We start from the raw sequence: 20,092 nt of genomic DNA, 5'->3' as shown, positions 1-20,092 counted from the left end.
TAATGTGTTATGGTCTGAAAATCCTCCTCAGAGTCAAATACTGTTTAAATAACAGGGGGTGAAACTAAACACGCCCCCCGAAGAGTGAAGTTTTCGGAGAAAATAACTCTGTACAGAAATAAAAAGAAAAGTCAGGGGAAGTTTATGGGGGCTATAAAGCCCATTAAGTTCATTCGGAAGTCTCTTGAACTGTATAATTGAAGTATCTTGCCCAGTTCTTTCCTGGGAACTCCACTCCACCTGCCCAAGCAGTCTCTTCACCTAAATACAAATACCTTACACCAACTGCATCTACATCGAATCCGTCTGCATTGTTGCTGTGGAGTGATTTATCAGTGCTGTCTACCAGCTTGATTTTCTCAACGTACATTATATAGTCTGGGATCTCGATATAGCTGTATTCGTTTTTGTTACTTGCAGTTCCTGCATATACCCAATCACTGCCTCCTAAAGGCCAAACGTAAACATCTGCTTTTTCTTCTGGATAGTTTGGTCTTCCATAAGTAATTTCCCTTATCGCAATATCTGCCCCAGGGCCATTGTAAACTGGATATCCAAATCCAAGCTCAATCCAGCCGTCTCCCCGTGACTCGTTTACAAATCCCAGTGAATAGAAACTATCATCTGGATCTCCAAGGGTTGTACTTGGGTCCATTCTTGCAGGATCAGTTATAGGATTTCCATCCTTAAGCGTGCCTTGCTTGTAGTCAATAACCTCTGTTGCCCATTGCCATGAAGATCCGTCACCTATTAGGTTCATGACCACAGCATGGGCTGCAATGTATAGTATTTCTCCTCCATCCAATGGCAGAGTGTAAGTATACTCAGTTGTCCCAAACGTGTGGGACTCATTCTTGTAAGTGAAGTGCCCAGGTATTGGATTGCCGTTTCTGGTTTGTGGAATATCACTCAAATTAGTCGCTACTTCCAAGTGTGTCTCAACCAGATACCATCCTGATTCGGTTATGGTGTATTTCACATAAAGATTTTCTCCGTCGTTCCACACAACTACTTCGCCCACAACCGTATGTTGACCTGCATATAGTGGAAAGTCCTCAGGGGTGGCGGCTTCTACTGAAACCCTGGGACTAATCGCCAATAGCATCAACAAACTCAAAAAAACAGAAAATAAGACTTTCTCTTTCATAATTAATTACCTCCAAATATCCTAATATGTTATTGCATGTTGAAGTATATAAAGGCACAGGTTTTTAATTTTCAACGTTTTCTTGTAAAAATTGTGCTATATGCAAAGACATTACAAAATAATGAAAAATGCTGCTATGGTCAAATCAAGTAGTAAAGAAATACCCAGAAAATATTCAAGACCTTCCTCAAAAGTTGAGCAATTTACATTTCATTAAAGCATCTTTCACGATTTTGAACGTTAAAAACTTTAAATGCCCTTTAAAAGCTCTGCCAACAGTTCCACCAGCTTATCCGCGCTTTCTCTCAGCTCGTCGCTCATCTCCACAAAAAGTCCGGTCTGTTTTGGTTGGGCACCAATCAGAATGAACTTCGCATTTGTCTGCTCCTTTAGGTAGCTAACCAGAAGCTTCAGGGGCATCTTGTGGGTTGAGAAAGCCTCCCCAAGTGTTCCCTCCGGGTCTGCTAAAACTATCTCGCCCGGCTTTCCTTCAAAATGCACCGCGTCTATAAAAACCACATGAGAGGGATTTTCCCTTATTATCTTCCCAACATAGCTCTCGGGCATTTCGCCGCAGTTCAGAAACACTACCTTGGGGTTTGAGACCTTTTCCTTCAGCTTCTCCACGACGTAAACTCCAAAGGCATCGTCTCCCCTGATGTCGTTCCCGATGCCACACACAACAACCTTCGTTGCCCCTTCAAGAAACTCCTCCATAGCTATCACCAAAAATTGAGATTAAAGGGAATCTGCAACTTCTTCGATCTTCCTGGCAAATTCTGTCTTCAACAGCTCTTCCACGTTGCCTATCTTTTCATCGAGGTCTCTGTAGAGCGGGACGCCGGCAAGGTAGGGCACACCGAACTCTTTGGCGAGGTTTTCGATCTCCTTTTCTTCATCGAGCTTCATGTTCTCCACTATGCCGATTACCTTCAGGTTCTGTTCCTTCAGAAGCTCAAGAAGCTTCATAACAACGTTGACAGCAAGCTTCGAAGGAGTTGCAACAACTAGGAACTCACCCCTCTTGAGGAACCTGAGCACATCCAGGAACTGGTCTCCCATTCCCGGAGGCATGTCAATTATGAGGAAATCAAGCTCATCCCATCTTGTTATGGCCAAGAGCTCTATCAGGGCATCGCTTATCTCCATTCCTCTCAGCGGGGTCGGCTTATCCTCAGAGTAATACACTATGCTCATGAACTTGATTCCGTGCACTTCTGGAGGAACAACACCCTTGTCTTCCTCCGGAAACTCCTTGGGCTCAAAGCCGAGAATTACGTGGTCACTTGCCCCGTGGAAGTCAAGGTCAAGAAGGCCAACTTTATACCCTTTCTTTGCAAGGACTAATGCTAGAGTTGTGGAAACCATTGATTTTCCCACGCCTCCCTTGCCGCTCACTACGGGAATGATTCTCTTTACGTTCTCAAGCCTTGCCTCAACGGCTTTTATCCTTGGGTCGATCACTCCTCATCACCCTCTACCTTTATTGCCGCGAGGTAAACTCCCCTGCCTTTTGTGACCTCGAAGTCCCTGCTACCGCATTTCGGGCAGGCGAGGAAAGCATGGACTACTTCAGGAATGAAATGAATGTCTTCCCTTATTCTCTCGTCAAAGCCGTCCTTGACTTCTTTAAGCTTCCATTCGTTTCCGCAGTTTCTGCACCTGAATTCTGCCTCCTCAATAACGAACTCAACCTCTGCGTCCTCTGCAATGGTTCCCTTCTTTATTTCGTTGATGGCAAACTCGAGTACTTCCGGATTGACATCCTGCAGTTCTCCAAGGATGATCCTCATGCCCAGTACTTTTTCTTTTCCGTGCTGCCTCGCGAATTCAATTGCAGTTCTAACTATCCCATCAGCGAGTGCCCATTCGTGCATATCCTATCCCCTCTAAAAAGTCTAAAACAGGTACTGTTTATAAAGGGTTGCGTTTTAAACAAAAGGTGTTAAAAAGAGAAGGATTAGTGCTACGTGACGGTTTTATGTTTAACTTTTCCAGCGTCCGGGTCTAACACTTAAATGCTTTGGTGTGTTCTAGTTAAGAGGAGATAAACTTACGTGGTGGTAAAAATGGTGTCTATACTCGACCTGCCAACACCCGCCGTTCTTGTGGATTTAGAAAAGCTGGAGAAAAATATTAAAAACGTTGCAGATCAGGCCCGCAAAAACAACAAGAAACTTTGGCCAATGATAAAAACCCACAAGTCCACGTACATTGCAAGGCTTCAAAAAGATCATGGATCCGACGGGTTCTTGTGTGGGACAATAGATGAGGCGGAGGTTCTTGCAGAGAGCGGGCTGGCTAAGGCTTTAATGCTCGCATATCCCGTAGCTGATGAAGTAAACCTTAAACGCGTTGTGAGGATTGCTGAGAGTGGCACTCGCGTTATACTTAGGATTGACAATAAGGAAAATGCAAAGTTTTTAGATGAACAACTCAAAAAATACGGTATCAGCTTGGACTACGTTGTCAAGGTTGATGTTGGATTGCATAGATTCGGAGTAAGCCCGGAGAAAGTTGTAGACTTCGTGAAGTCTCTGGAGAGATATAAGAACTTAAACTTCGCAGGAGTAGCAACACACCCCGGACACGTTTATGGCTCCAGCAACCCCAAGGAAGTGGAAAACATTGCGAAGGATGTTGCAAGAAAAATCGAAGGTGTGGTTAACTCTTTAAGGAGTGCTGGATTCGAGCCTGAAATTGTTGGTACCGGTTCCACTCCAACGTTGAGGTTTGACGTGGAAGAACCTATATACACGCACTTATTCCCCGGCAACTATATTTACTACGATAGGTTACAGGCAATGGTGTTTGGTTCTGCAACATTAGAAGACTGTGCCCTAACGGTCTTGGCCACAGTACTTTCAATACCACAGCACTCTGGAGGAAAGATTGCAATAATAAATGCCGGTAGCAAGTACCTTGGGTTGGACAAAGGCGCTCATGGAATTGAAGTCGTTAAGGGATTTGGCCACATAGTTGAGCATCCTAACGCCGTAATCTTCGGCTTATCTGAGGAAGTCGGTGAAGTAGACATAAGTAATGAACCCGATGTGAAGGTCGGGAGCAGGATAAACATCATACCAAACCACTCATGTATAACAAACAACGCTACCAGTTACCTTGTTGGACACAAAAACGGAAAAGTTAAGAGGATTATCAAGGTTGATATGAGGAATGGGGCGAGAATCGTGGAAGTAATTGCAAATGTAATGGCCGATTGAGCTAAGGGGGAGAAATCTTGGAGGTTAGCACTATTCAAGCGGCAGCCAGTTGATTATAAGCTATATTTATCCTCATATTTTATTATTGAAGTTGCATCCATTCGTCTCATTGATTCTTAGTGCTTTGGTATGAGAGTTTTGGGGAGTTGGCAGCGTACATAGCTCTTCCCCTCATCATTGGAACAACGGTTCTAGAACGCTCAGGAACTAACTGCAATAGCAGCTTCAATGAAATAAAAAGAGGACATTGCCACTGAATTTTCAAAAATCTTATGGTGCTGAATGAAATATCACCAGAACTTTCCATGTTCTTCTCTTGGAACTGGGCAGAGAACTATTCTTCTCGCCCACAAACAGTCCCCGCAGCTTGGCATGTTTCCCCAGCAGTCCATTTTTGAGCCCTTGGCATAGTCACACGCATCGACAACGGGACAATCCGTGCAGGAAGGATAGAGAGAGTTTCTAACACTAAACCTAAACCACGTGTATTCCCTGCTTGTCCATATCTCTTTCAGGGATTTTTCTTTTACATTGCCAAAGGAGTAAGGTTCCACTCTTTTCTGCCTTCCAAAAATGTACTCTGGATATGTGTGAAGGAAGCGATAACACGGCACAACTTCTCCGTCCCACCTAACCACGGCGACATTGTTTTCGACAAAGTCACAGTGTCTTTCAGTCCTGAGCTTAAATTCCGCAATTTTAACTGGAAATCCGCGGTATGTTTGTAGATAAAGCTTGGAAAGCGCCTTGTCTATGTCAACGCTTCCGTCATAAATTACCATCTCCGCATGCTCCGCTGTAATTGGCATTAAGTTTGAGAAAAGCAGGGCATCTACGTTAAACCTGGAGAGATACCTCACCAGCTCGGCCATCTGGATGTAGTTCTCTTTTGTCAAAACCACTTCAACTCCAACGTGCGGAATTTCTGTGTTTTCCCGTTTCTTCATCTCCGCGAACTTTTTGAGCCGTTCAACTGTAACGCTGGGCATTATATGCCCCAATCTTGTTGGTTGCGTGGGGATTGCGTCAAGTGAAATGTAAATCAAATCGACCCTGAGCTTCACGAGCTCCTTAATCAGCTCATCCGTAAGAAGAAAGCCGTTTGTTGAAATACCCACCGCATATCCTCTCTTTTTTACCTCCCTCACCATATCCATAAAACGGGGATGCACAAGAGGCTCGCCAATACCCCAAAATAGATCATCTTTAAGTCAGGAAACTCCTTTGCATCATCCAGAATTTTTAAGAATAGGTCATAATCCATATCCCCCTCTTCATCTTCCCAATACTGCTTAAAACACATCTCACATCTTAGATTACAGCGGTTTGTTATTTCAATGTAGAGGTACTTCATATCCGGGGCTTTGGGGAGGAGAATTTTTGCATTGTCCCAATGAAATTCGTGCATTTAACCGCCTCCCACTGGTGGGAATATGCTCACCACATCCCCGTCCTTGAGTTTGGTATCAAGCTTCTCAAGATGTTCAATGTTCTTTCCATTAACCAAGATAATAACCCCCTTTTCGAGCTCTTTTTTCATTTCGGGATATTCGCTGTAGAGCTTTTCCAAAAGCTCTCCTACAGTATCGGCTTGAACTTCGAGCTCGTTCTTTCCAACAATGTTCCTGAGTGTAGCAAAAACCTTTACCTTGACCATTTTCCTCACCCAAAATAAATGGAGAAGAGAAAAATTAATAATACTTATCCAGACCAAGCTCCTTGAGCTTCTCCTCGGTTGGGTATCCCTTCTCGTCCCAGCCTCTGGCCTTGTAGTATTTTGGAAGGAGCTCGTGGAGTCTCACTACGTGTCCTTTGTTCGGTCCTTCTGGCATCGGCTCTTCTAAGAACCTCTTGGGTAGGGTATCGTCTTTTTCTGGGATTAAGCCGGCTTTAAGGTTGAAGATTCTCTCGATGTTCCATACTCTCTCTCCTGCCTTGAGCCACTCATCAGCCGTGAAGTCAAAGCCGGTGGCAGCATTGAGCAGGTCTGCATAGTCTTCCGCACCTAGGGCGAAGCTCGTGAAGAGACACAGCCCAGCAGAGTCGATCACTGCAGTGAGGTCTTGGAATATCTTAACCCACTTGGCTTTCTCTTCACTTACGTCGTGTGGATCGAGCTTCACGGGCACACCAAGGATTTCTGGGCTGATCATATAACCCCTAACGTGACATCCACCTCTGTTGGAGGTTGCATAGTTAATTCCATGTCCTTCTGCACCTCTCGGGTCGTAAGCTGGAAGCTCCTGCTTCTTAACGCTCATTGAGTACTCTGGATGCCCATAACTTTCAGCCAAGCGGTAGCTTCCTTCAGCCAGTTTGTCACCAAAGCCTTCCCTCTTTGCAATTTTCTCAATGTAGTAATGAAGGGTCTCAGTGTTGCCAAACCTCAGTGGAGGTGCATCTCCAAGCTCTTCCTGCTTTATAATGCCCTTCTCATAAAGCTCCATTGCCGCCGCAATTGTTGTTCCCGTTGAAATAGTGTCAAGGCCCAGCTCATCACAGAGGTGGTTCGCTATAACTATGCTTGCCAGGTCGTTTATGCCACAGTCGGCTCCAAAAGCCCATATGCTCTCGTATTCAGGGCCTTCCGTAACCCCTACCGCAGGGTGATATGTGACTCTTCCACACCCAATTGGACATGCAAAGCAGGCCTGGTTTCTTACTAGGTATTTAGCGGCTAAGGCTTCACCGCTTTGCTCATATGCATATGGGAACACTCCCGTCTGGAAGTTGTTTGTTGGATAAAGACCGTTTTCGTTTATTATGTTCACCAAGACGGCCGTACCATAGTTTGGAAGCCCTCCACCGGTAATTGGGTTCTCCTTTATCTTCTTTATTTTCTCCTTAACGACGCTCATGAACTTTTCTTTGTCCGCTACTTCTACTTTCTTTGTTCCTCTAACGACAACAGCCTTCAAGTTCTTGCTTCCCATCACAGCACCAACGCCACTCCTACCAGCAGCCCTGTGTTTATCGTTCATTATGCTGGCAAACCTTACCAGTTTCTCTCCAGCTGGGCCTATACATGCAACCTTCCCTATCAACTACAAGCCCCTTACCTTTCAGAGCTTCCCTGATAAAAGTCTCTTCATAAACGTGGTCGCTCATCACTACAACAAACCTTTCCGAGACGTATGGACGGGCGAGATATAAGCTGTATCCATTCCCCTTTTTGGGAGAATCATTAATCACGAGCTGATATCTAAAGTTATTTTTCCTTAAAAATTCCTCAAACTTTTCTTTGTATAACGGGTTGGTAACAACCACGAATTCATCAATTCCTTCCCCTTTGAGAATTTTCATTGTTCTGTAAAGTATCTCCCTTCCAGCAACTTTTATTAACCCTTTAGGAGTTTTCTCGCTGAGTTTTCCCATTCTGGTTCCAAGACCTGCCGCCAGAATTACCGCCTTCATTTTACATCACTCAATGTCTTTTCATAGTTTTCTAAAAAGTTTTGGCATTTTCAAGCATGTTTTTTGCGTTAAGATGCATGTCGAAAGAGTTAAAAATGTGGTGAACTTAGATACACATAGGTGAACAAAAATGGTTGAGGAAATATTCCAAAACGAGACCATAAAACAGATTCTAGCCCACTATAAGAAGATATGGGCAATTGGACACGCTCAGAGCGTCCTTGGATGGGACATGGAAGTAAACATGCCCAAGATGGGAATAGCCGAAAGAAGCACCGCCCAGGGAGAGCTCTCTGTTTTATCGCACAGCTTCATGCTGGAGCCAAAGTTCGTTGAGCTGGTAGAAAAAGCAGCTGGGGAAGAGCTAAACGATTACGAAAGGGGAGTTGTTAGAGTACTGCAGAGGGAAATAAAAATAGCAAAGGCATTTCCACCGGAGTTCGTTAGGGAGTTAAGCGAGGTCAGAAGCAAAGCGACCATGGCATGGGCTGAAGCGAAGGAAAAGGATGACTTCAAGAAGTTTGAGCCGTGGCTTGATAAAATAACAGAGCTTGCGAAGAAAGCGGCAGATTACCTCGGCTATGAGGAGTATCCCTACGATGCCCTCCTTGACCTCTACGAGGAAGGGCTGAGGACGAGAGACCTTGACCCGATATTTGAAAAGCTCGAAAAAGATCTTAAGCCGATTCTTGACAAAATACTCGAAGAAGGCAGGGTTCCTAAGGAGCATCCTCTGGAGAAAGAGGAGTACGATGTTGAGACCATGAAGAAAATCAACTTGAAAGTTCTCGAACTTTTGGAATACCCCCTTGGAACAAGAGGGCGCTTGGATGTATCACCTCACCCGTTCACGACAAGTTTTGGAATCCACGATGTGAGAATAACAACCAGATACGAGGGCTTTGACTTCAGGAGAACTCTCCTAGCTGTAGTCCACGAATTCGGTCATGCCCTTTATGAGCTGCAAATAGATGAGAGGTTCATGTTCTCACCCATAGCAGGAGGCGTCTCTCTCGGCATCCACGAAAGCCAGAGCAGGTTCTGGGAAAACATAATCGGAAGGAGCAGAGAATTTGCAGGATTGATTTATCCAATTCTCAGGGAAAACCTCCCGTTCATGTCAAAATACACTGAAGAGGACCTCTATAACTATTTCAATATGGTCAGGCCAGATTTCATAAGAGTCGAGGCTGACGAAGTAACATACAACTTCCACATTCTCTTGAGGTACAAACTTGAGAAGCTCATGGTAAACGAAGATGTCAAGGCCAAGGATTTACCCGAGCTCTGGAACGATGAGATGGAAAGGCTTCTCGGCATAAGACCAAAGAACTACAAGGAAGGAATTCTCCAGGATATCCACTGGGCCCACGGAACCGTTGGCTACTTCCCGACCTACAGCCTAGGAACGCTCTTAGCAACGCAGATTAGGAGCTACATCCTCAAGGACATCCCGGACTTCTACGAAAAGGTCGCAAACGGAGAATTTGCACCGATAAGGGAGTGGCTGAGAGAAAAAGTACACAAATACGGAAGCATGTATCCACCAAAGGAGCTTCTCGAAAGGAGCTTCGGAGAAGGCGTGAACCCAGAGTACTTCATAAGATATATAAAGGAAAAATATCTAGACTGAAGTCTCTTCCTTTTTTTCTATCTCCTCTATTGGCTCAACTTCAATCGCCACAACACCATATTTCTTTTCTTCCTCTTCGCTGTAGAACCTCCTGTAAACTTCAACTCCTTCCTCTATGCTCTTCACGTTTGGGAGAACCCTCTCGAGCCCTTCTTTCTCGAGCATCTCCCTGAATGAAGGGTAAACCCTTAAGGCTTTTACTCTTACTTTCAAGCGTCCTTCAAAAATTATTACATCTCCCGGCTTTATCTGCCTTCGTTTTTCATCGTACAGCCTTCCCTCAATCTTCTTTTTCCCCTCTTTTATCAGCCTCAGATACTCCTCCTGAAGCCCCATTTCCCACTCCATTTTACATCACCAGGTATCTTAATAACATCGGAGTAACTTTCAATGCCTTAGCAAGCAAACGCGGGTGCTTTACAAGGGCTGTTATTGTTTTCTTGTGGTCGTCGAAATCAGCGTAGTTTTCAATTACCTCTATCGCTTCTCTGGTTGAAAGAACCTCGAAGAGCTTCTCTATTTTTTCTTGGTCAAGGTCTTTGAAAAGCTTTCTAACCCTGAGTCCAAAGGCGATCTGTTTCTTTATGTCTCCACAGAGCTTTTCATACATAGCTAAATTATTCCTTCTTATGGCGTATCTAAGCGCATGAGCACAGAGCATCCCGTATACAATACCTCCCGCCGTTAGAGGCTTTATTTGCAAAGCGGCATCCCCAACAAGCGCGACATTTTCTTTTACCCAGGGCCTTCTGAATCCAAAGCCAACGTTTCCAGCTTTTATCTCAACTATCTGTGTTTCTTTGAGAAGCTTTAGCTTTAAAAACCTCATAAGGCTATCATAGTCTCCAAAAGTGCCCACTCTTGCTAAGGACTCATTTACCGGAGCAACCCACATGAAAAACTCTTCGTTGATGTCCTTGTTCACCCACACTTCAACAAAGTCTTTCCGTTTAAAGTCTCCAACTACCTCGACCTCGTAGCCGCTCAAAAATTCCGCCTCTGCTCTTGCCCCGATTTCTTGAGCGACTTTGCTTGAGACACCATCTGCCCCAACGTAAAAATCCGCCTCTATTTCGAACCTTTCATTAAACCTCTGTACAAGGGCTTTTCCATTTTTAAACCCCAAGAACCTGGTACCCATATAGTACTCAGCACCGTTTCTAACTGCCTTCTCTGCGAGGGTCTTTTCGAGAATCTTTCTGTCGACCATATATGCCTGCGGGCTTTTTCTCTCTATTTCAAAGCTCTGAATTCTGGAATAAAACACGGCTCCCCTAAACTCGTTGAGAATAGCCTCCCTTGGAAGGTTTAGCTTTTCATAATTTTCTGCTCCAATTATGCCCGTGCAGGCTTTACCGCCAAAAGAGGTTTTTGCTTCGATTAATGCGACCTTAAACTCTCCCGCAAGAAGATTTGCGAGGTAATTTCCAACCGGCCCCCCTCCTATTATCGCAACATCATACTTCATGAGCTTCACCTAAGGAGTGTAAAGTTTAAATCTTAATTAAACTTTAGCTCTTTGGGTGATTTAAATGAAGGTTTTGGTTACGGGTTTTGAACCTTTTGGGGGAGAGACAATAAACCCCTCATGGGAAGCCGTTAAGGAACTTCCTGATAAGATTGAAAACGCAGAGATAATAAAGCACCAGCTTCCGGTGACTTTTAAGGGAGTCAAAGAAAAACTGCCCAAGATTATAGACGAGATTGAGCCAAATGTCGTAATTCTCACTGGCCAAGCTGGTGGGAGAGTTAACATAACTGTTGAGCGGGTTGCGATAAACGTCATGGATGCAAGGATGGAAGACAACGAAGGATACAAACCAGAAGATGAGCCCATCTTTGAAAATGCTCCAGCGGCTTATTTTGCCACTATACCGGTAAAAAGAATTGTAAATGCCTTGAGGGAGAATAAAATTCCCGCTATGGTGTCCAACTCGGCTGGAACCTACGTGTGCAACACCGCCATGTACACTGCTTTGCATCACATAGCGATAAAGGGATTGGACACAAAAGCAGGCTTTATACACGTCCCATACATTCCCGAGCAGGTTTTAGAAAAGCCACAGCCTTCGATGAGCATTGAGATGATAAGAAAAGCAATAGAAATAGCAATAAAAGAAAGCATAAAGAGCTAGTACGTTCTTGCAAACCTTGCTATGTACTTTGCTTCTTTTCCACAGTGAGCGCACTTCTTCCCTTCAATTTTTGCAGTCTCCTCTGGATACGGTATTCCTAGCATGCTTGCGTCAAGGATTTCTTCCATTTCAACGCCGCAGCTCTCTTCACCACACCATGGGAGCTCCACTACCCCTCTTCTGTCTTCAAAGAGCTGCTTCGCTTCTTCTATTGTGTCCACCCTCTTTATGTGGCTCTCCATGAACTCCCTTGCCCTTGCGTAGAGGTTTTCCATTATTGCATCGAGGGTCTTTCTGACTTCCTCAATGATTTTCTCCCTCTCGACGCTGAATTTCTCATAGGTGTCCCTTCTTGCCAGCACTGCTTTCTTTCCTTCAACGTCTCTCGGCCCTACTTCAATCCTCAATGGAACACCCCTAATTTCCCAGTCGTAGAACTTTCTTCCCGGTCTTATCTCCTCTCTATCATCTATGTGGACTCTAATGCCAGCCATCTTGAGCTCTTCGGCAATTTCCTTGGCATAGGCATTAACATCGTATGGAGAATCCTTCATTGGGATTGGGACTATTACCACCTGTATTGGCGCTATTGCCGGTGGCAATACAAGACCGTTGTCGTCTCCATGAATCGCCATGACAGCGGCAAGCAGTCTTTCGCTCATTCCAAACGTGGTCTGGTGAACATAGTCGTGAGTTCCGTCTTCTTTTTCATAGGTTATCTCGTATGCCTTTGCAAAGTTCTGCCTGTAGTTGTGCATTGTTCCAATCTGCAGAGTCCTTCCATCGGGCATTATTACCTCCGCACCGAGGGAGTAAAATGCTCCCGGGAACTTGTCCCAGTCAGGTCTTTTTGAGATGATATATGGCAAGGCCAGTTTTTTGGCGAGGTTATCGAAAATTTCAAGGTCTTCTTTTATCTGCCTCTCGGCATCTTCGAAACTGTCATGGGCAGTGTGAGCTTCGAAAAATCTGCTTATTTCCCTAACTCTGATCAAAGGTCTTGTGTGCTTTGTCTCATACCTGTAAACATTGACTATTTGGTATACCTTAAAGGGCAGGTCTGCATGAGACCTAATCCAGAGGTTAAACATTGGATACATTGCAGTCTCACTTGTTGGTCTCAAGATGAGCTTTACGTCCAAAGGCCTCTCACCAGCGTGTGTTACCCACAAAACTTCCCCATGGAATCCCGCTATGTGTTCAGCTTCTTTTTCAAACTCTGTCTCAGGGATTAATGCCGGAAAGAGTACTTCCTCATGCCCGGTTCTTCTCATTTCCTCATGGATGAAACTCTCAATGTTTCTCATAATTTTCAATCCATAGGGGAGCCAAACGTTCATTCCCTTTACTGGATACCTCTTATCCTGTATTCCAGCGAGCTCTATCATCTCATTGTACCATTCGCTAAACTCACTTGACCACTTTTCTCTCTTTACTTTCGGCTTTTTACTGTCAGCGCTCATAAATTCACCACCCATCCCTTAAAAAATTTCCAATGCTTTTTAACCTTTCGCAGAATTTCTCAAAAAGTTTTATTAACATGTTTCGATAAAAGTTTTAAAGGTGAAAGCCATGAGACCTAAAGTTTTGGTTCTTTTTAACATGAAGAGCGAGCCGTTGGAGCTCTTGAAACAGTACTGTGACGTTGACATCCTGGTCTATCCAGAGAGGGAGAAAGTGCTGGAAATAATAGGCGAATATGATGGGTTGATAGTTTCGCCCCTGAATAAAGTGGACAAAGAGATAATTGAGAAAGGAGAAAAGCTCAAAGTCATAAGCACCCAGTCTGCTGGTTACGACCATATAGACGTTGAAGCCGCAACCAAAAGGGGAATATATGTAACAAAGGTTAGCGGGGTCTTAAGTGAAGCTGTTGCGGAGTTTACCGTTGGCTTGACCATAGCCCTTCTGAGAAAAATAGCCTATTCAGACAAGTTCATAAGGAGAGGCCTCTGGGACTCTCAAAAAACGGTCTGGGGATGGTACAATAACATAGAGACAGTTTACGGCAAAAAAGTTGGGATCCTCGGAATGGGCTCAATAGGCAAAGCTATAGCAAGAAGAATTAAGGCTCTCGGAACGGAAATTTACTACTGGAGCAGAAGCAGAAAAGAGGACATAGAAAAGGAAGTAAATGCAAAATGGCTTCCGCTTGAGGATGTTTTGAAGCAGAGCGACATAGTCATCCTTGCCCTGCCCTCAACTCCTGAGACGTATCACATAATAAACGAAGAGAGGCTTAAGTTACTGGAAGGAAAATATCTTGTGAATATCGGAAGGGGAAGCCTGGTTGATGAAAAAGCCCTGATCAAAGCCCTAAAAGAAGGAAAGCTCAAAGGCTATGCGACAGATGTGTATGAAAAAGAGCCACTTCAGGAGAGCGAACTCTTTGAAATGGAGTGGGAGACCGTGCTTACTCCCCACCATGCAGGACTAGCAAGAGAAGCCATGATAGACATGGGTTTCCAGGCTGTGAACAATCTGCTTTCAATCTTTAAGGGCGAAGTTCCAGAGAACCTCGTAAACAGAGAAGTTCTTAAAGTGAGACCAATAGAAGAGGTTAAGCTCCTTTGACCTTTCTTTTAACTTTTAAGTTATAAGTTCTCACTTCGTTAGAAAATGCAAAAAATAAGCCAGAAAAGAAGTTAAAGGGCTACTCACCCTTCAAAATCTTGACGACTTTCTCAGCAACTTCTATGCCAGCTCTCTCCTGAGCCTCAACTGTGGATGCCCCTATGTGGGGAGTTAAGACCACATTGTCAAGCTTCGTGAGGGGATGATCTTTGGGAAGTGGCTCCTCCTCAAAGACGTCCAAGCCAGCTCCAGCAATCCATCCTTCCTGGAGTGCTTTGACTAAGGCGTTAGTGTCAACAACAGCCCCTCTAGCTGTGTTTATGAGAATTGCAGTGGGCTTCATGAGCTTTAGTCTTTCCTCGTTGATGAGGTGGTAGGTGCTCTCCAGGAGGGGCACGTGGATTGTAACGATATCGCTGTTCCTTAAGAGTTCCTCAAGCTCCACAAACTTTCCACCAACTTCCTTTGCTCTCTCCTCTTCTTTGGCCGTGTCGTAGAGAAGGATTTTCATGCCAATGGCACTTGCTATCTTTGCCACGGTGTATCCTATCCTTCCAAACCCTATAACGCCAAGGGTCTTTCCTTCAAGCTCAAAGCCCATGCACTGCTTCTTGGCCCAAACTCCCTCTCTCATCTTCCTGTCAGCAAAGGCCACTTTTCTTGCTACAGCAAACATCAGGGCAATAGCTAACTCCGCAACGCTTCTGCTTGATGCAGCGGGAGCATTAACGACTTCAATACCTTTACTCTTTGCGTATTCGACATCCACATTGTCCAAACCAACACCAGCCCTTGCTATGACTTTGAGGTTTGGTGCCGCGTCTATAATTTCCTTTGTTACCTTTGGCTTGCTCCTAACTATTATAGCACTGACATCCTTAACGAGTTCCTTGAGCTTATCTTGGTCTGGGTATTCCTCATAAATTACTTCCAACCCTGCGTTTTTCAAAATCTCGAACGCTTTTTCATGCAAAGGCGAGGCAACCAATACTTTCATTTCAACCCCTCCTTTTTAGTGCCATAAGCAAGACCTGATCGGAGGCATCCTCTGCCCTATCAGCTATGTCTCCGATCTTTGTTATAACCTTATCCCATACGATTTTTGCAAATGTTGTTATCTTTTCACTTTCAAAAACTTTTCTCAAAAGAGCATACTCAATTTTATCTGCCTCTTCCTCAGCAATTTCAGTCTTTTTTGCATATTCAATTGCTTCATCGACATTTGTGTTGAGTGCTTTAACGGCCTCTTCGAGAAGCTGGTAAGTCTTTAAAGAATAATCAAGAAGTTCCAATATTTCTTCCTTCAAGTCTACTGGAACTTTGGGTTTTGCCAAGATTAAAGCATGGGCAGCACTTTCTGCCACATCTGCGACACTATCAACGAGCTCAGATAACCGAGCATAGTCGCCCCTGTTGACCGGTAGAAACGCTCCTTGATAAAGCATTGCCTCTATTTCTCTCCTAAGACCATCTGCCTCACGTTCTAGCCTTTCTACTTCCCCCATTAAAAATTCTGCTCTCTCAACGTCTCCGTTAAGGTACGCCTCCATGAGTTCTCTGAACTTTAATATAGTGGAATTTACCATTTCAAGGTGCTTGTCAATCGCCGCAAAAACATTATTTTCCTTCCCTCCAAATATGGGCATCTTCCATTCCCCACTATACTGTAAGTGATACTCTTTATTTAGTTTGTGACTCCTTTGCCTTTACCAGACTCCATAGTGCAAAGTTTAATGGAGTTTTTAGCCCCATTTTCTCACCGTATTCAATGATTTTGCCATTTATGAAGTCTATTTCTGTCGTTTTACCTCTTCTTACGTCCTGAAGCATAGAGTTGTAGTTTTCCCTCGTCCTTTTAAGGGTCTCAAGAAGGAGTTCCATTGGATGCGTATCAAACTCGATGCCCAGTTGAGTCGCAACCTGACACCCCTCCTTCACAACCTCCATTGCGAGGGTTAAGAGATAATCATTCCCAAGAATAATTCCGTTTTTGACTTCCATAATAGTGCCGATCGGGTTTATCGCAGAGTTAACTATAGCTTTTGCCCACTTCCAGCCAATTATGTTATCGCTAATCTCTGCCTCCAGTCCGGCTTTTTTAAGTAGAGCGACAACATTTTCGGCAAATTCCCCTCTTCCCTTGGGGTAGTTTCCAATTATTGTTACTCCCTTTCCAGTCCACCTAACAACTTCCCATTTCTCGAGGGCTGCACCGTTAGTGGTTATTCCACCTAGAACATTCTTGGTGTATTTTAGCGCTTCCTCCTCGTTTCCGAGCCCGTTTTGGATACTCAATATCCAAGTATTTTTCCCTATGCTTTCTCTGGCGCATTTTAAAGCATGGGCTGTAGAGTAGGACTTTGTCGCCAGGATTATCAAATCCGGAGGCTCTGGAGGGACTTCGGTAACTGCTCTCGGATACACAGTGAACTCTTCAGCCCCTACTACCCTAAGCCCTCTATTATTTATCGCATCTACATGTTCTTTCCGACCTATCAGCGTCACATCTTCCCCAATTCTCGTTAAAAGTGCACCAAAAAGGGAACCTATGGAGCCTGCACCGAGAATATAGATTTTCATCCTCTTACCACCTTTTCACACTCTTCACCGTAACCATTTTAACGCGTTACCTTAAATATCTTGCAGTCATGGAGCTGGCGGTAATACTCGTTGAGGTCGAGTATCCCATAAACCTCGGGGCGATTGCAAGGGTCATGAAAAACTTTGGAGTGAAGAAGCTTATCTTGGTTAGTCCAAAGGTTAGTCCAAATGACAAAACAGCAAGAAAATTTGCTGTCCATGCCGTGGATGTTCTGGAAAACGCAATACTCGTTGACTCACTTGATGAAGCCCTTAAAATGGTTGATTTGGCAGTAGGGACCAGTGGAGTAGCAGGAGGGGACTATATTCCGGAGAGAACTCCAATAACACCAGAAGAATTCGCAAAGAGGGTTTTTCTTTACGATGGGGCTGTGGGGCTTGTTTTTGGAAGGGAAAGCAGGGGATTGGACAATGAGGAACTCAAGAAGCTCGACTTTACAGTCACAATTCCCACCAGTGAGGAATACCCCGTAATGAACCTGAGCCATGCAGTTGCCGTGATACTGTACGAGCTTTATAAGCAGAGGCGGAAGACTGAGGTTGTGGAAGTAAAAGAGAAGCTCAGAAAGTCGACAAAAGAGGAAAGGATTAGACTGGTTGAGCTGTGGGAGCAGTTCCTGAACGTTTTGGAGTACCCCAAAGATTTAGAAAGAAGAAAGCTTTCTGTGATGATGTTCCAGCGCTTTCTGGGAAGAGGGTTTATATATGCAAAGGAGATACACTCCATGTATGGGCCATTGAGGAAAGCCATTGAACGATTGGAGCGATGCAAAGATGATCGCTGTTGATTTATTCAAAATACGTGGAAGAAAACTGCATATAGCCGTGATTCACGGGGAGAAAATTCACGGCATAACTTTTTCCCTTGATGGGGAGGAATTTCTTCAGGAAAGGATTAAAGCCTTAGTCGAACATTTGCAAAAGCGGGGCATAGAGGTCGACCTAAGGGAGAAAGAGAGCGGCTTTCCTCAACTGGTTTATAATGTTCTTGTAGGGGAAATCAAAAACGATGAAGCACTGAAGTACCTTAGTTTTGAGGGAACTACTCCCTTTGAGAAGAAAGTTTACGAAGCCCTCACAAAAAAGGTTAAAAGAGGGCGAGTCATAACATACGGTGAGCTTGCTAAAATGCTCAAGAGCTCACCAAGAGCTGTCGGTGGGGCAATGAAAAGAAACCCATATCCTATAGTGGTTCCCTGTCACAGGGTTGTTGCTTCAAATGGGTTAGGGTGGTATACTCCAAAAATAGACTACAAAAAGTTTTTACTCATGCTGGAGGGGGTGAAAGGATGGACAAGCTGAAGCTTTATATCATAGGATTTCTCGTAGCGATTATCGCAATAGCAGCCGGCATAATATACAAATGGGGCTTCTGGATGCTGGTTAGGATAGTGCTGAGCTTAGGATTTTTAGGGTTAACACTGATGCTTGGGTTTTTCCTGGCACTGACGCTTTATGCAGAAAGCTGGAAGTACGCGGGGCTTTTGGTAATCCCAACAGCATTAAGTGCATACGCGACCTATCTGACCATTACTTGGCAGAAACTCAAGGTAGTTGGTGGGATAATACTCCTCTTCGCTTTTGGACTTGTGTTCGGTATATGGTATATAAGTGAGCCCGATTTGAGCTTGACTGACCGCTTTAGGAGTGCTGAAAGCCTTGAAAGAGCCGGAAAATACAAGGCCGCTGCAAGAAAGTACGAAAAGAAAGGAAACTACCTAAAAGCAGCAGAGATGTATGAAAAGCTGGGCTGGATGGAAAGTGCAGCCTGGGCATATGAAAAGGCCGAAAAATACGAAAAGGCTGCTGAAATTTATGAGCAGCTTTACGAGAAGGAAAAGGACACCTACTATCTCAAGGAAGCTCACGAATACTGGAAAAAGGCAGGTAATATGGAGAGAGCTGCAAAAGCGTTGGAGAGGTATGCTGAAGAAGAGCCATGGTTCTGGGAGGATGTTGCAAAGCTTTACGAAGAGTTGGGCAATGAAGAAAAGGCCAGAAAGGCTTGGGAAAAAGCTTTGGAATACTACAAAGGTGAAGCCCAAGAAGAGGGCGTCTTCTGGGAGGATGTTGGCAATATAGCGAGAAAGCTCGGCATGGAGGAGCTTGCGAGAGAAGCTTATCAAAAATTCCTCGAGTACTGTCTAAAAGAGGCTGAGAACGACCCCATGTGGTGGAAGCACGTTGCAGAGGCTTATGAGTACTTAGGAGAAAAAGATAAAGCTGAAGAAGCCAGAAAGAAATACGAGGAATACAGGCAGAGAATAATCAAAAGCAACGAAGAAACTTCAAACTTCCCGGAAGAGAAGGGTTCTCAATGACATTTTTTCATTTTTGGGAAACCGTTATATATCCTTATTTCTTGATTCCTTTCTGGTGATAAGCATGATGCCAATGAAGGGTATGAACCCCAAACAAATGCAGAAGCTCATGAAACAGCTTGGAATTACTATGGAAGAACTTGAGGGAGTTAAAGAAGTTGTAATAAAACTTGAAAACAAAGAAATCGTTATAAAAGACGCCGCAGTAACTGTAATAACCGCCATGGGAGAAAAGAGCTACCAGATAGTGGGCAAAGAAGAAGTCAGAGAAGTCCTTAACATATCCGATGAAGACATAAGGCTCGTTATGGAACAGGCGGGCGTTGACTATGAAACTGCCAAAAAGGCATTAGAGGAAACAAAAGGAGACTTAGCAGAGGCAATACTGAAACTCCAGGGAGCATAACTTTATTCTCCCCTATGTTCCTTTTCAAATGTTCTGATAAGCTTTACCCGGAAAATTAAACGCATTAACGCTGCTCCGACTACTAAAATTGCTAATCTACCATATAAGCTCGTCATTTTTAATCCAATTCAGAATCATGCGGTGCACCCGGAAAAGCCCTCTATTAATTTTGCCTGGGTGTTTTAAAAAGATTTACAACCGAATTCGCAGAGTAAACAGTGCTTTCACCTTTCACAACTCTCCTTTTTTCCCAAAACGGTATTAGGGGGCTGATTATCCTCGCGAGTTATCCCACCTATTATCAAAAGGATGTCGGAAGGGACAGGGGCGTGTTTATAGTAACCTTTATTAGGGTTTTTGCTGAATTCTTTCGGGTGGTTGTCGTGATCCCCAGATGGGATCACAGACTCAAAGACCCTGAAAGCGTGGCATTCGCAATTCTTGACGTTTTAGCAGACTTCGAATCAGAAGGAAAGCTGAAGAACCTGCCAAAATCCAAAAAATTTCCAGTAAAAACAATACTGGCAATACTCCTCTTTAAACAATACTACAACCTACCCCTCAGAGACGCCCAGCACTACGGCAGAAAATTCTTCGGAGCAAACATTCACTACTCAACCCTCCACAACTGGGAGAA

At 44.3% G+C, this 20,092-nt stretch carries 21 protein-coding genes and 2 pseudogenes; 9 read left to right on the top strand and 14 right to left on the bottom strand.

Features of this window, described 5'->3' with window-relative positions; all coding sequences use genetic code 11:
- Positions 1 to 169 precede the first annotated feature (169 nt).
- From GBV73_RS06625 to hypA, 4 genes are all read right to left on the bottom strand, one after another.
- The gene (locus tag GBV73_RS06625) at positions 170 to 1,147 is read right to left on the bottom strand and encodes a hypothetical protein (protein ID WP_152880230.1); all 978 of its coding nucleotides are present in this window, start codon (positions 1,145 to 1,147) and stop codon (positions 170 to 172) included.
- A gap of 249 nt (positions 1,148 to 1,396) precedes the next feature.
- Positions 1,397 to 1,864, bottom strand: coding sequence for a hydrogenase maturation peptidase HycI (hycI, locus tag GBV73_RS06620; protein ID WP_042702676.1), 468 nt, complete (start codon positions 1,862 to 1,864; stop codon positions 1,397 to 1,399).
- Positions 1,865 to 1,885: 21 nt separating this feature from the next.
- Positions 1,886 to 2,611 (bottom strand): Mrp/NBP35 family ATP-binding protein, encoded by a 726-nt coding sequence (locus GBV73_RS06615; RefSeq protein ID WP_042702673.1) that lies wholly within the window; start codon positions 2,609 to 2,611, stop codon positions 1,886 to 1,888.
- Positions 2,608 to 3,024, bottom strand: a complete 417-nt coding sequence (gene hypA / locus GBV73_RS06610; protein ID WP_042702670.1) for a hydrogenase nickel incorporation protein HypA — start codon at positions 3,022 to 3,024, stop codon at positions 2,608 to 2,610. Before hypA ends, GBV73_RS06615 begins: the two co-directional genes overlap by 4 nt.
- 192 nt (positions 3,025 to 3,216) lie before the next feature.
- Here hypA and GBV73_RS06605 point away from each other — a divergent pair, with 192 nt between their 5' ends.
- Complete coding sequence (locus GBV73_RS06605) at positions 3,217 to 4,371, top strand: alanine racemase (protein WP_087037957.1); 1,155 nt, start codon at positions 3,217 to 3,219, stop codon at positions 4,369 to 4,371.
- A gap of 290 nt (positions 4,372 to 4,661) precedes the next feature.
- Here GBV73_RS06605 and GBV73_RS06600 read toward each other — a convergent pair.
- The 4 genes and pseudogenes from GBV73_RS06600 to GBV73_RS06585 form a co-directional block, all read right to left on the bottom strand.
- Positions 4,662 to 5,779 (bottom strand): annotated as a pseudogene (locus GBV73_RS06600) (tungsten cofactor oxidoreductase radical SAM maturase).
- On the bottom strand, positions 5,780 to 6,028 hold the full coding sequence (locus tag GBV73_RS06595) for a ubiquitin-like small modifier protein 1 (RefSeq protein ID WP_152880228.1): 249 nt from the start codon (positions 6,026 to 6,028) through the stop codon (positions 5,780 to 5,782).
- A gap of 34 nt (positions 6,029 to 6,062) precedes the next feature.
- Positions 6,063 to 7,406, bottom strand: a pseudogene (locus GBV73_RS06590) (aldehyde ferredoxin oxidoreductase family protein); the annotation flags it as partial.
- Positions 7,342 to 7,785 carry an NTP transferase domain-containing protein gene (locus GBV73_RS06585; RefSeq protein WP_371717046.1) on the bottom strand — a complete coding sequence of 148 codons (444 nt, stop codon included), beginning with the start codon at positions 7,783 to 7,785 and terminating at the stop codon, positions 7,342 to 7,344. The gene GBV73_RS06585 and the pseudogene GBV73_RS06590, both read right to left, overlap by 65 nt.
- Before the next feature lie 130 nt (positions 7,786 to 7,915).
- Between GBV73_RS06585 and GBV73_RS06580 the strand changes: the two genes are divergently transcribed.
- Positions 7,916 to 9,418 carry a carboxypeptidase M32 gene (locus GBV73_RS06580; RefSeq protein ID WP_152880226.1) on the top strand — a complete coding sequence of 501 codons (1,503 nt, stop codon included), beginning with the start codon at positions 7,916 to 7,918 and terminating at the stop codon, positions 9,416 to 9,418.
- Here GBV73_RS06580 and GBV73_RS06575 read toward each other — a convergent pair.
- Together GBV73_RS06575 and GBV73_RS06570 are read right to left on the bottom strand one after the other, a co-directional pair.
- Positions 9,410 to 9,766: an ASCH domain-containing protein gene (locus GBV73_RS06575; RefSeq protein ID WP_152880224.1), complete on the bottom strand. Its 357-nt coding sequence runs from the start codon at positions 9,764 to 9,766 to the stop codon at positions 9,410 to 9,412. The genes GBV73_RS06580 and GBV73_RS06575 overlap by 9 nt on opposite strands.
- A 1-nt stretch (position 9,767) precedes the next feature.
- The gene (locus GBV73_RS06570) at positions 9,768 to 10,886 is read right to left on the bottom strand and encodes an NAD(P)/FAD-dependent oxidoreductase (RefSeq protein WP_152880234.1); all 1,119 of its coding nucleotides are present in this window, start codon (positions 10,884 to 10,886) and stop codon (positions 9,768 to 9,770) included.
- A gap of 64 nt (positions 10,887 to 10,950) precedes the next feature.
- Between GBV73_RS06570 and pcp the strand changes: the two genes are divergently transcribed.
- Positions 10,951 to 11,553 (top strand): pyroglutamyl-peptidase I, encoded by a 603-nt coding sequence (pcp, locus tag GBV73_RS06565; protein WP_042702643.1) that lies wholly within the window; start codon positions 10,951 to 10,953, stop codon positions 11,551 to 11,553.
- Here pcp and proS read toward each other — a convergent pair.
- Complete coding sequence (gene proS / locus GBV73_RS06560; RefSeq protein ID WP_042702640.1) at positions 11,550 to 13,016, bottom strand: proline--tRNA ligase; 1,467 nt, start codon at positions 13,014 to 13,016, stop codon at positions 11,550 to 11,552. The genes pcp and proS overlap by 4 nt on opposite strands.
- A gap of 109 nt (positions 13,017 to 13,125) precedes the next feature.
- Between proS and GBV73_RS06555 the strand changes: the two genes are divergently transcribed.
- Positions 13,126 to 14,127, top strand: coding sequence for a 2-hydroxyacid dehydrogenase (locus tag GBV73_RS06555; RefSeq protein ID WP_152880222.1), 1,002 nt, complete (start codon positions 13,126 to 13,128; stop codon positions 14,125 to 14,127).
- A gap of 79 nt (positions 14,128 to 14,206) precedes the next feature.
- Here the strand turns inward: GBV73_RS06555 and GBV73_RS06550 are convergent, their stop codons facing one another.
- Genes GBV73_RS06550 through GBV73_RS06540 form a run of 3 tightly spaced genes read right to left on the bottom strand, consistent with a single transcriptional unit; the run spans position 14,207 to position 16,707 of the window.
- The gene (locus GBV73_RS06550) at positions 14,207 to 15,124 is read right to left on the bottom strand and encodes a D-2-hydroxyacid dehydrogenase (RefSeq protein WP_152880220.1); all 918 of its coding nucleotides are present in this window, start codon (positions 15,122 to 15,124) and stop codon (positions 14,207 to 14,209) included.
- Position 15,125: 1 nt separating this feature from the next.
- The gene (locus GBV73_RS06545; RefSeq protein ID WP_042702633.1) at positions 15,126 to 15,773 is read right to left on the bottom strand and encodes a TIGR00153 family protein; all 648 of its coding nucleotides are present in this window, start codon (positions 15,771 to 15,773) and stop codon (positions 15,126 to 15,128) included.
- Positions 15,774 to 15,807: 34 nt separating this feature from the next.
- Complete coding sequence (locus GBV73_RS06540; RefSeq protein ID WP_152880218.1) at positions 15,808 to 16,707, bottom strand: 2-dehydropantoate 2-reductase; 900 nt, start codon at positions 16,705 to 16,707, stop codon at positions 15,808 to 15,810.
- A gap of 68 nt (positions 16,708 to 16,775) precedes the next feature.
- On the opposite strand from GBV73_RS06540, the gene GBV73_RS06535 reads away from it, so the two are divergent.
- From GBV73_RS06535 to GBV73_RS06515, 5 genes are all read left to right on the top strand, one after another.
- Positions 16,776 to 17,516 (top strand): RNA methyltransferase, encoded by a 741-nt coding sequence (locus GBV73_RS06535; RefSeq protein ID WP_152880216.1) that lies wholly within the window; start codon positions 16,776 to 16,778, stop codon positions 17,514 to 17,516.
- Positions 17,503 to 18,030 carry a methylated-DNA--protein-cysteine methyltransferase gene (gene otg / locus GBV73_RS06530; RefSeq protein WP_152880232.1) on the top strand — a complete coding sequence of 176 codons (528 nt, stop codon included), beginning with the start codon at positions 17,503 to 17,505 and terminating at the stop codon, positions 18,028 to 18,030. The genes GBV73_RS06535 and otg overlap by 14 nt, the downstream gene beginning before the upstream one ends.
- A complete protein-coding gene (locus GBV73_RS06525) occupies positions 18,018 to 19,049 on the top strand; it encodes a tetratricopeptide repeat protein (protein ID WP_152880214.1) in 1,032 nt (343 codons plus the stop codon). The genes otg and GBV73_RS06525 overlap by 13 nt, the downstream gene beginning before the upstream one ends.
- 73 nt (positions 19,050 to 19,122) lie before the next feature.
- Positions 19,123 to 19,455, top strand: a complete 333-nt coding sequence (locus tag GBV73_RS06520) for a nascent polypeptide-associated complex protein (protein WP_371717047.1) — start codon at positions 19,123 to 19,125, stop codon at positions 19,453 to 19,455.
- A 329-nt stretch (positions 19,456 to 19,784) separates the two neighbouring features.
- A partial coding sequence (locus GBV73_RS06515; protein ID WP_152878962.1) for a hypothetical protein occupies positions 19,785 to 20,092 on the top strand: 308 nt, incomplete at its 3' end.

Source organism: Thermococcus sp. 101 C5, assembly GCF_009372125.1.
GTDB classification, from domain to species: domain Archaea; phylum Methanobacteriota_B; class Thermococci; order Thermococcales; family Thermococcaceae; genus Thermococcus_A; species Thermococcus_A bergensis.
This window is presented reverse-complemented; position numbering and strand designations above follow the sequence as displayed.

Bases quoted from the DNA above. Each gene is read 5' to 3' on its own strand.
- GBV73_RS06595 (WP_152880228.1), bottom strand. From the start codon at position 6,028: ATGGTCAAGGTAAAGGTTTTTGCTACACTCAGGAACATTGTTGGAAAG.
- GBV73_RS06540 (WP_152880218.1), bottom strand. From the start codon at position 16,707: ATGAAAATCTATATTCTCGGTGCAGGCTCCATAGGTTCCCTTTTTGGT.
- otg (WP_152880232.1), top strand. From the start codon at position 17,503: ATGATCGCTGTTGATTTATTCAAAATACGTGGAAGAAAACTGCATATA.
- hycI (WP_042702676.1), bottom strand. From the start codon at position 1,864: ATGGAGGAGTTTCTTGAAGGGGCAACGAAGGTTGTTGTGTGTGGCATC.
- GBV73_RS06580 (WP_152880226.1), top strand. From the start codon at position 7,916: ATGGTTGAGGAAATATTCCAAAACGAGACCATAAAACAGATTCTAGCC.
- GBV73_RS06525 (WP_152880214.1), top strand. From the start codon at position 18,018: ATGGACAAGCTGAAGCTTTATATCATAGGATTTCTCGTAGCGATTATC.
- GBV73_RS06575 (WP_152880224.1), bottom strand. From the start codon at position 9,766: ATGGAGTGGGAAATGGGGCTTCAGGAGGAGTATCTGAGGCTGATAAAA.
- pcp (WP_042702643.1), top strand. From the start codon at position 10,951: ATGAAGGTTTTGGTTACGGGTTTTGAACCTTTTGGGGGAGAGACAATA.
- GBV73_RS06550 (WP_152880220.1), bottom strand. From the start codon at position 15,124: ATGAAAGTATTGGTTGCCTCGCCTTTGCATGAAAAAGCGTTCGAGATT.
- GBV73_RS06520 (WP_371717047.1), top strand. From the start codon at position 19,123: ATGAAGGGTATGAACCCCAAACAAATGCAGAAGCTCATGAAACAGCTT.
- proS (WP_042702640.1), bottom strand. From the start codon at position 13,016: ATGAGCGCTGACAGTAAAAAGCCGAAAGTAAAGAGAGAAAAGTGGTCA.
- GBV73_RS06625 (WP_152880230.1), bottom strand. From the start codon at position 1,147: ATGAAAGAGAAAGTCTTATTTTCTGTTTTTTTGAGTTTGTTGATGCTA.
- hypA (WP_042702670.1), bottom strand. From the start codon at position 3,024: ATGCACGAATGGGCACTCGCTGATGGGATAGTTAGAACTGCAATTGAA.
- GBV73_RS06535 (WP_152880216.1), top strand. From the start codon at position 16,776: ATGGAGCTGGCGGTAATACTCGTTGAGGTCGAGTATCCCATAAACCTC.
- GBV73_RS06555 (WP_152880222.1), top strand. From the start codon at position 13,126: ATGAGACCTAAAGTTTTGGTTCTTTTTAACATGAAGAGCGAGCCGTTG.
- GBV73_RS06545 (WP_042702633.1), bottom strand. From the start codon at position 15,773: ATGCCCATATTTGGAGGGAAGGAAAATAATGTTTTTGCGGCGATTGAC.
- GBV73_RS06570 (WP_152880234.1), bottom strand. From the start codon at position 10,886: ATGAAGTATGATGTTGCGATAATAGGAGGGGGGCCGGTTGGAAATTAC.
- GBV73_RS06585 (WP_371717046.1), bottom strand. From the start codon at position 7,785: ATGAAGGCGGTAATTCTGGCGGCAGGTCTTGGAACCAGAATGGGAAAA.
- GBV73_RS06605 (WP_087037957.1), top strand. From the start codon at position 3,217: ATGGTGTCTATACTCGACCTGCCAACACCCGCCGTTCTTGTGGATTTA.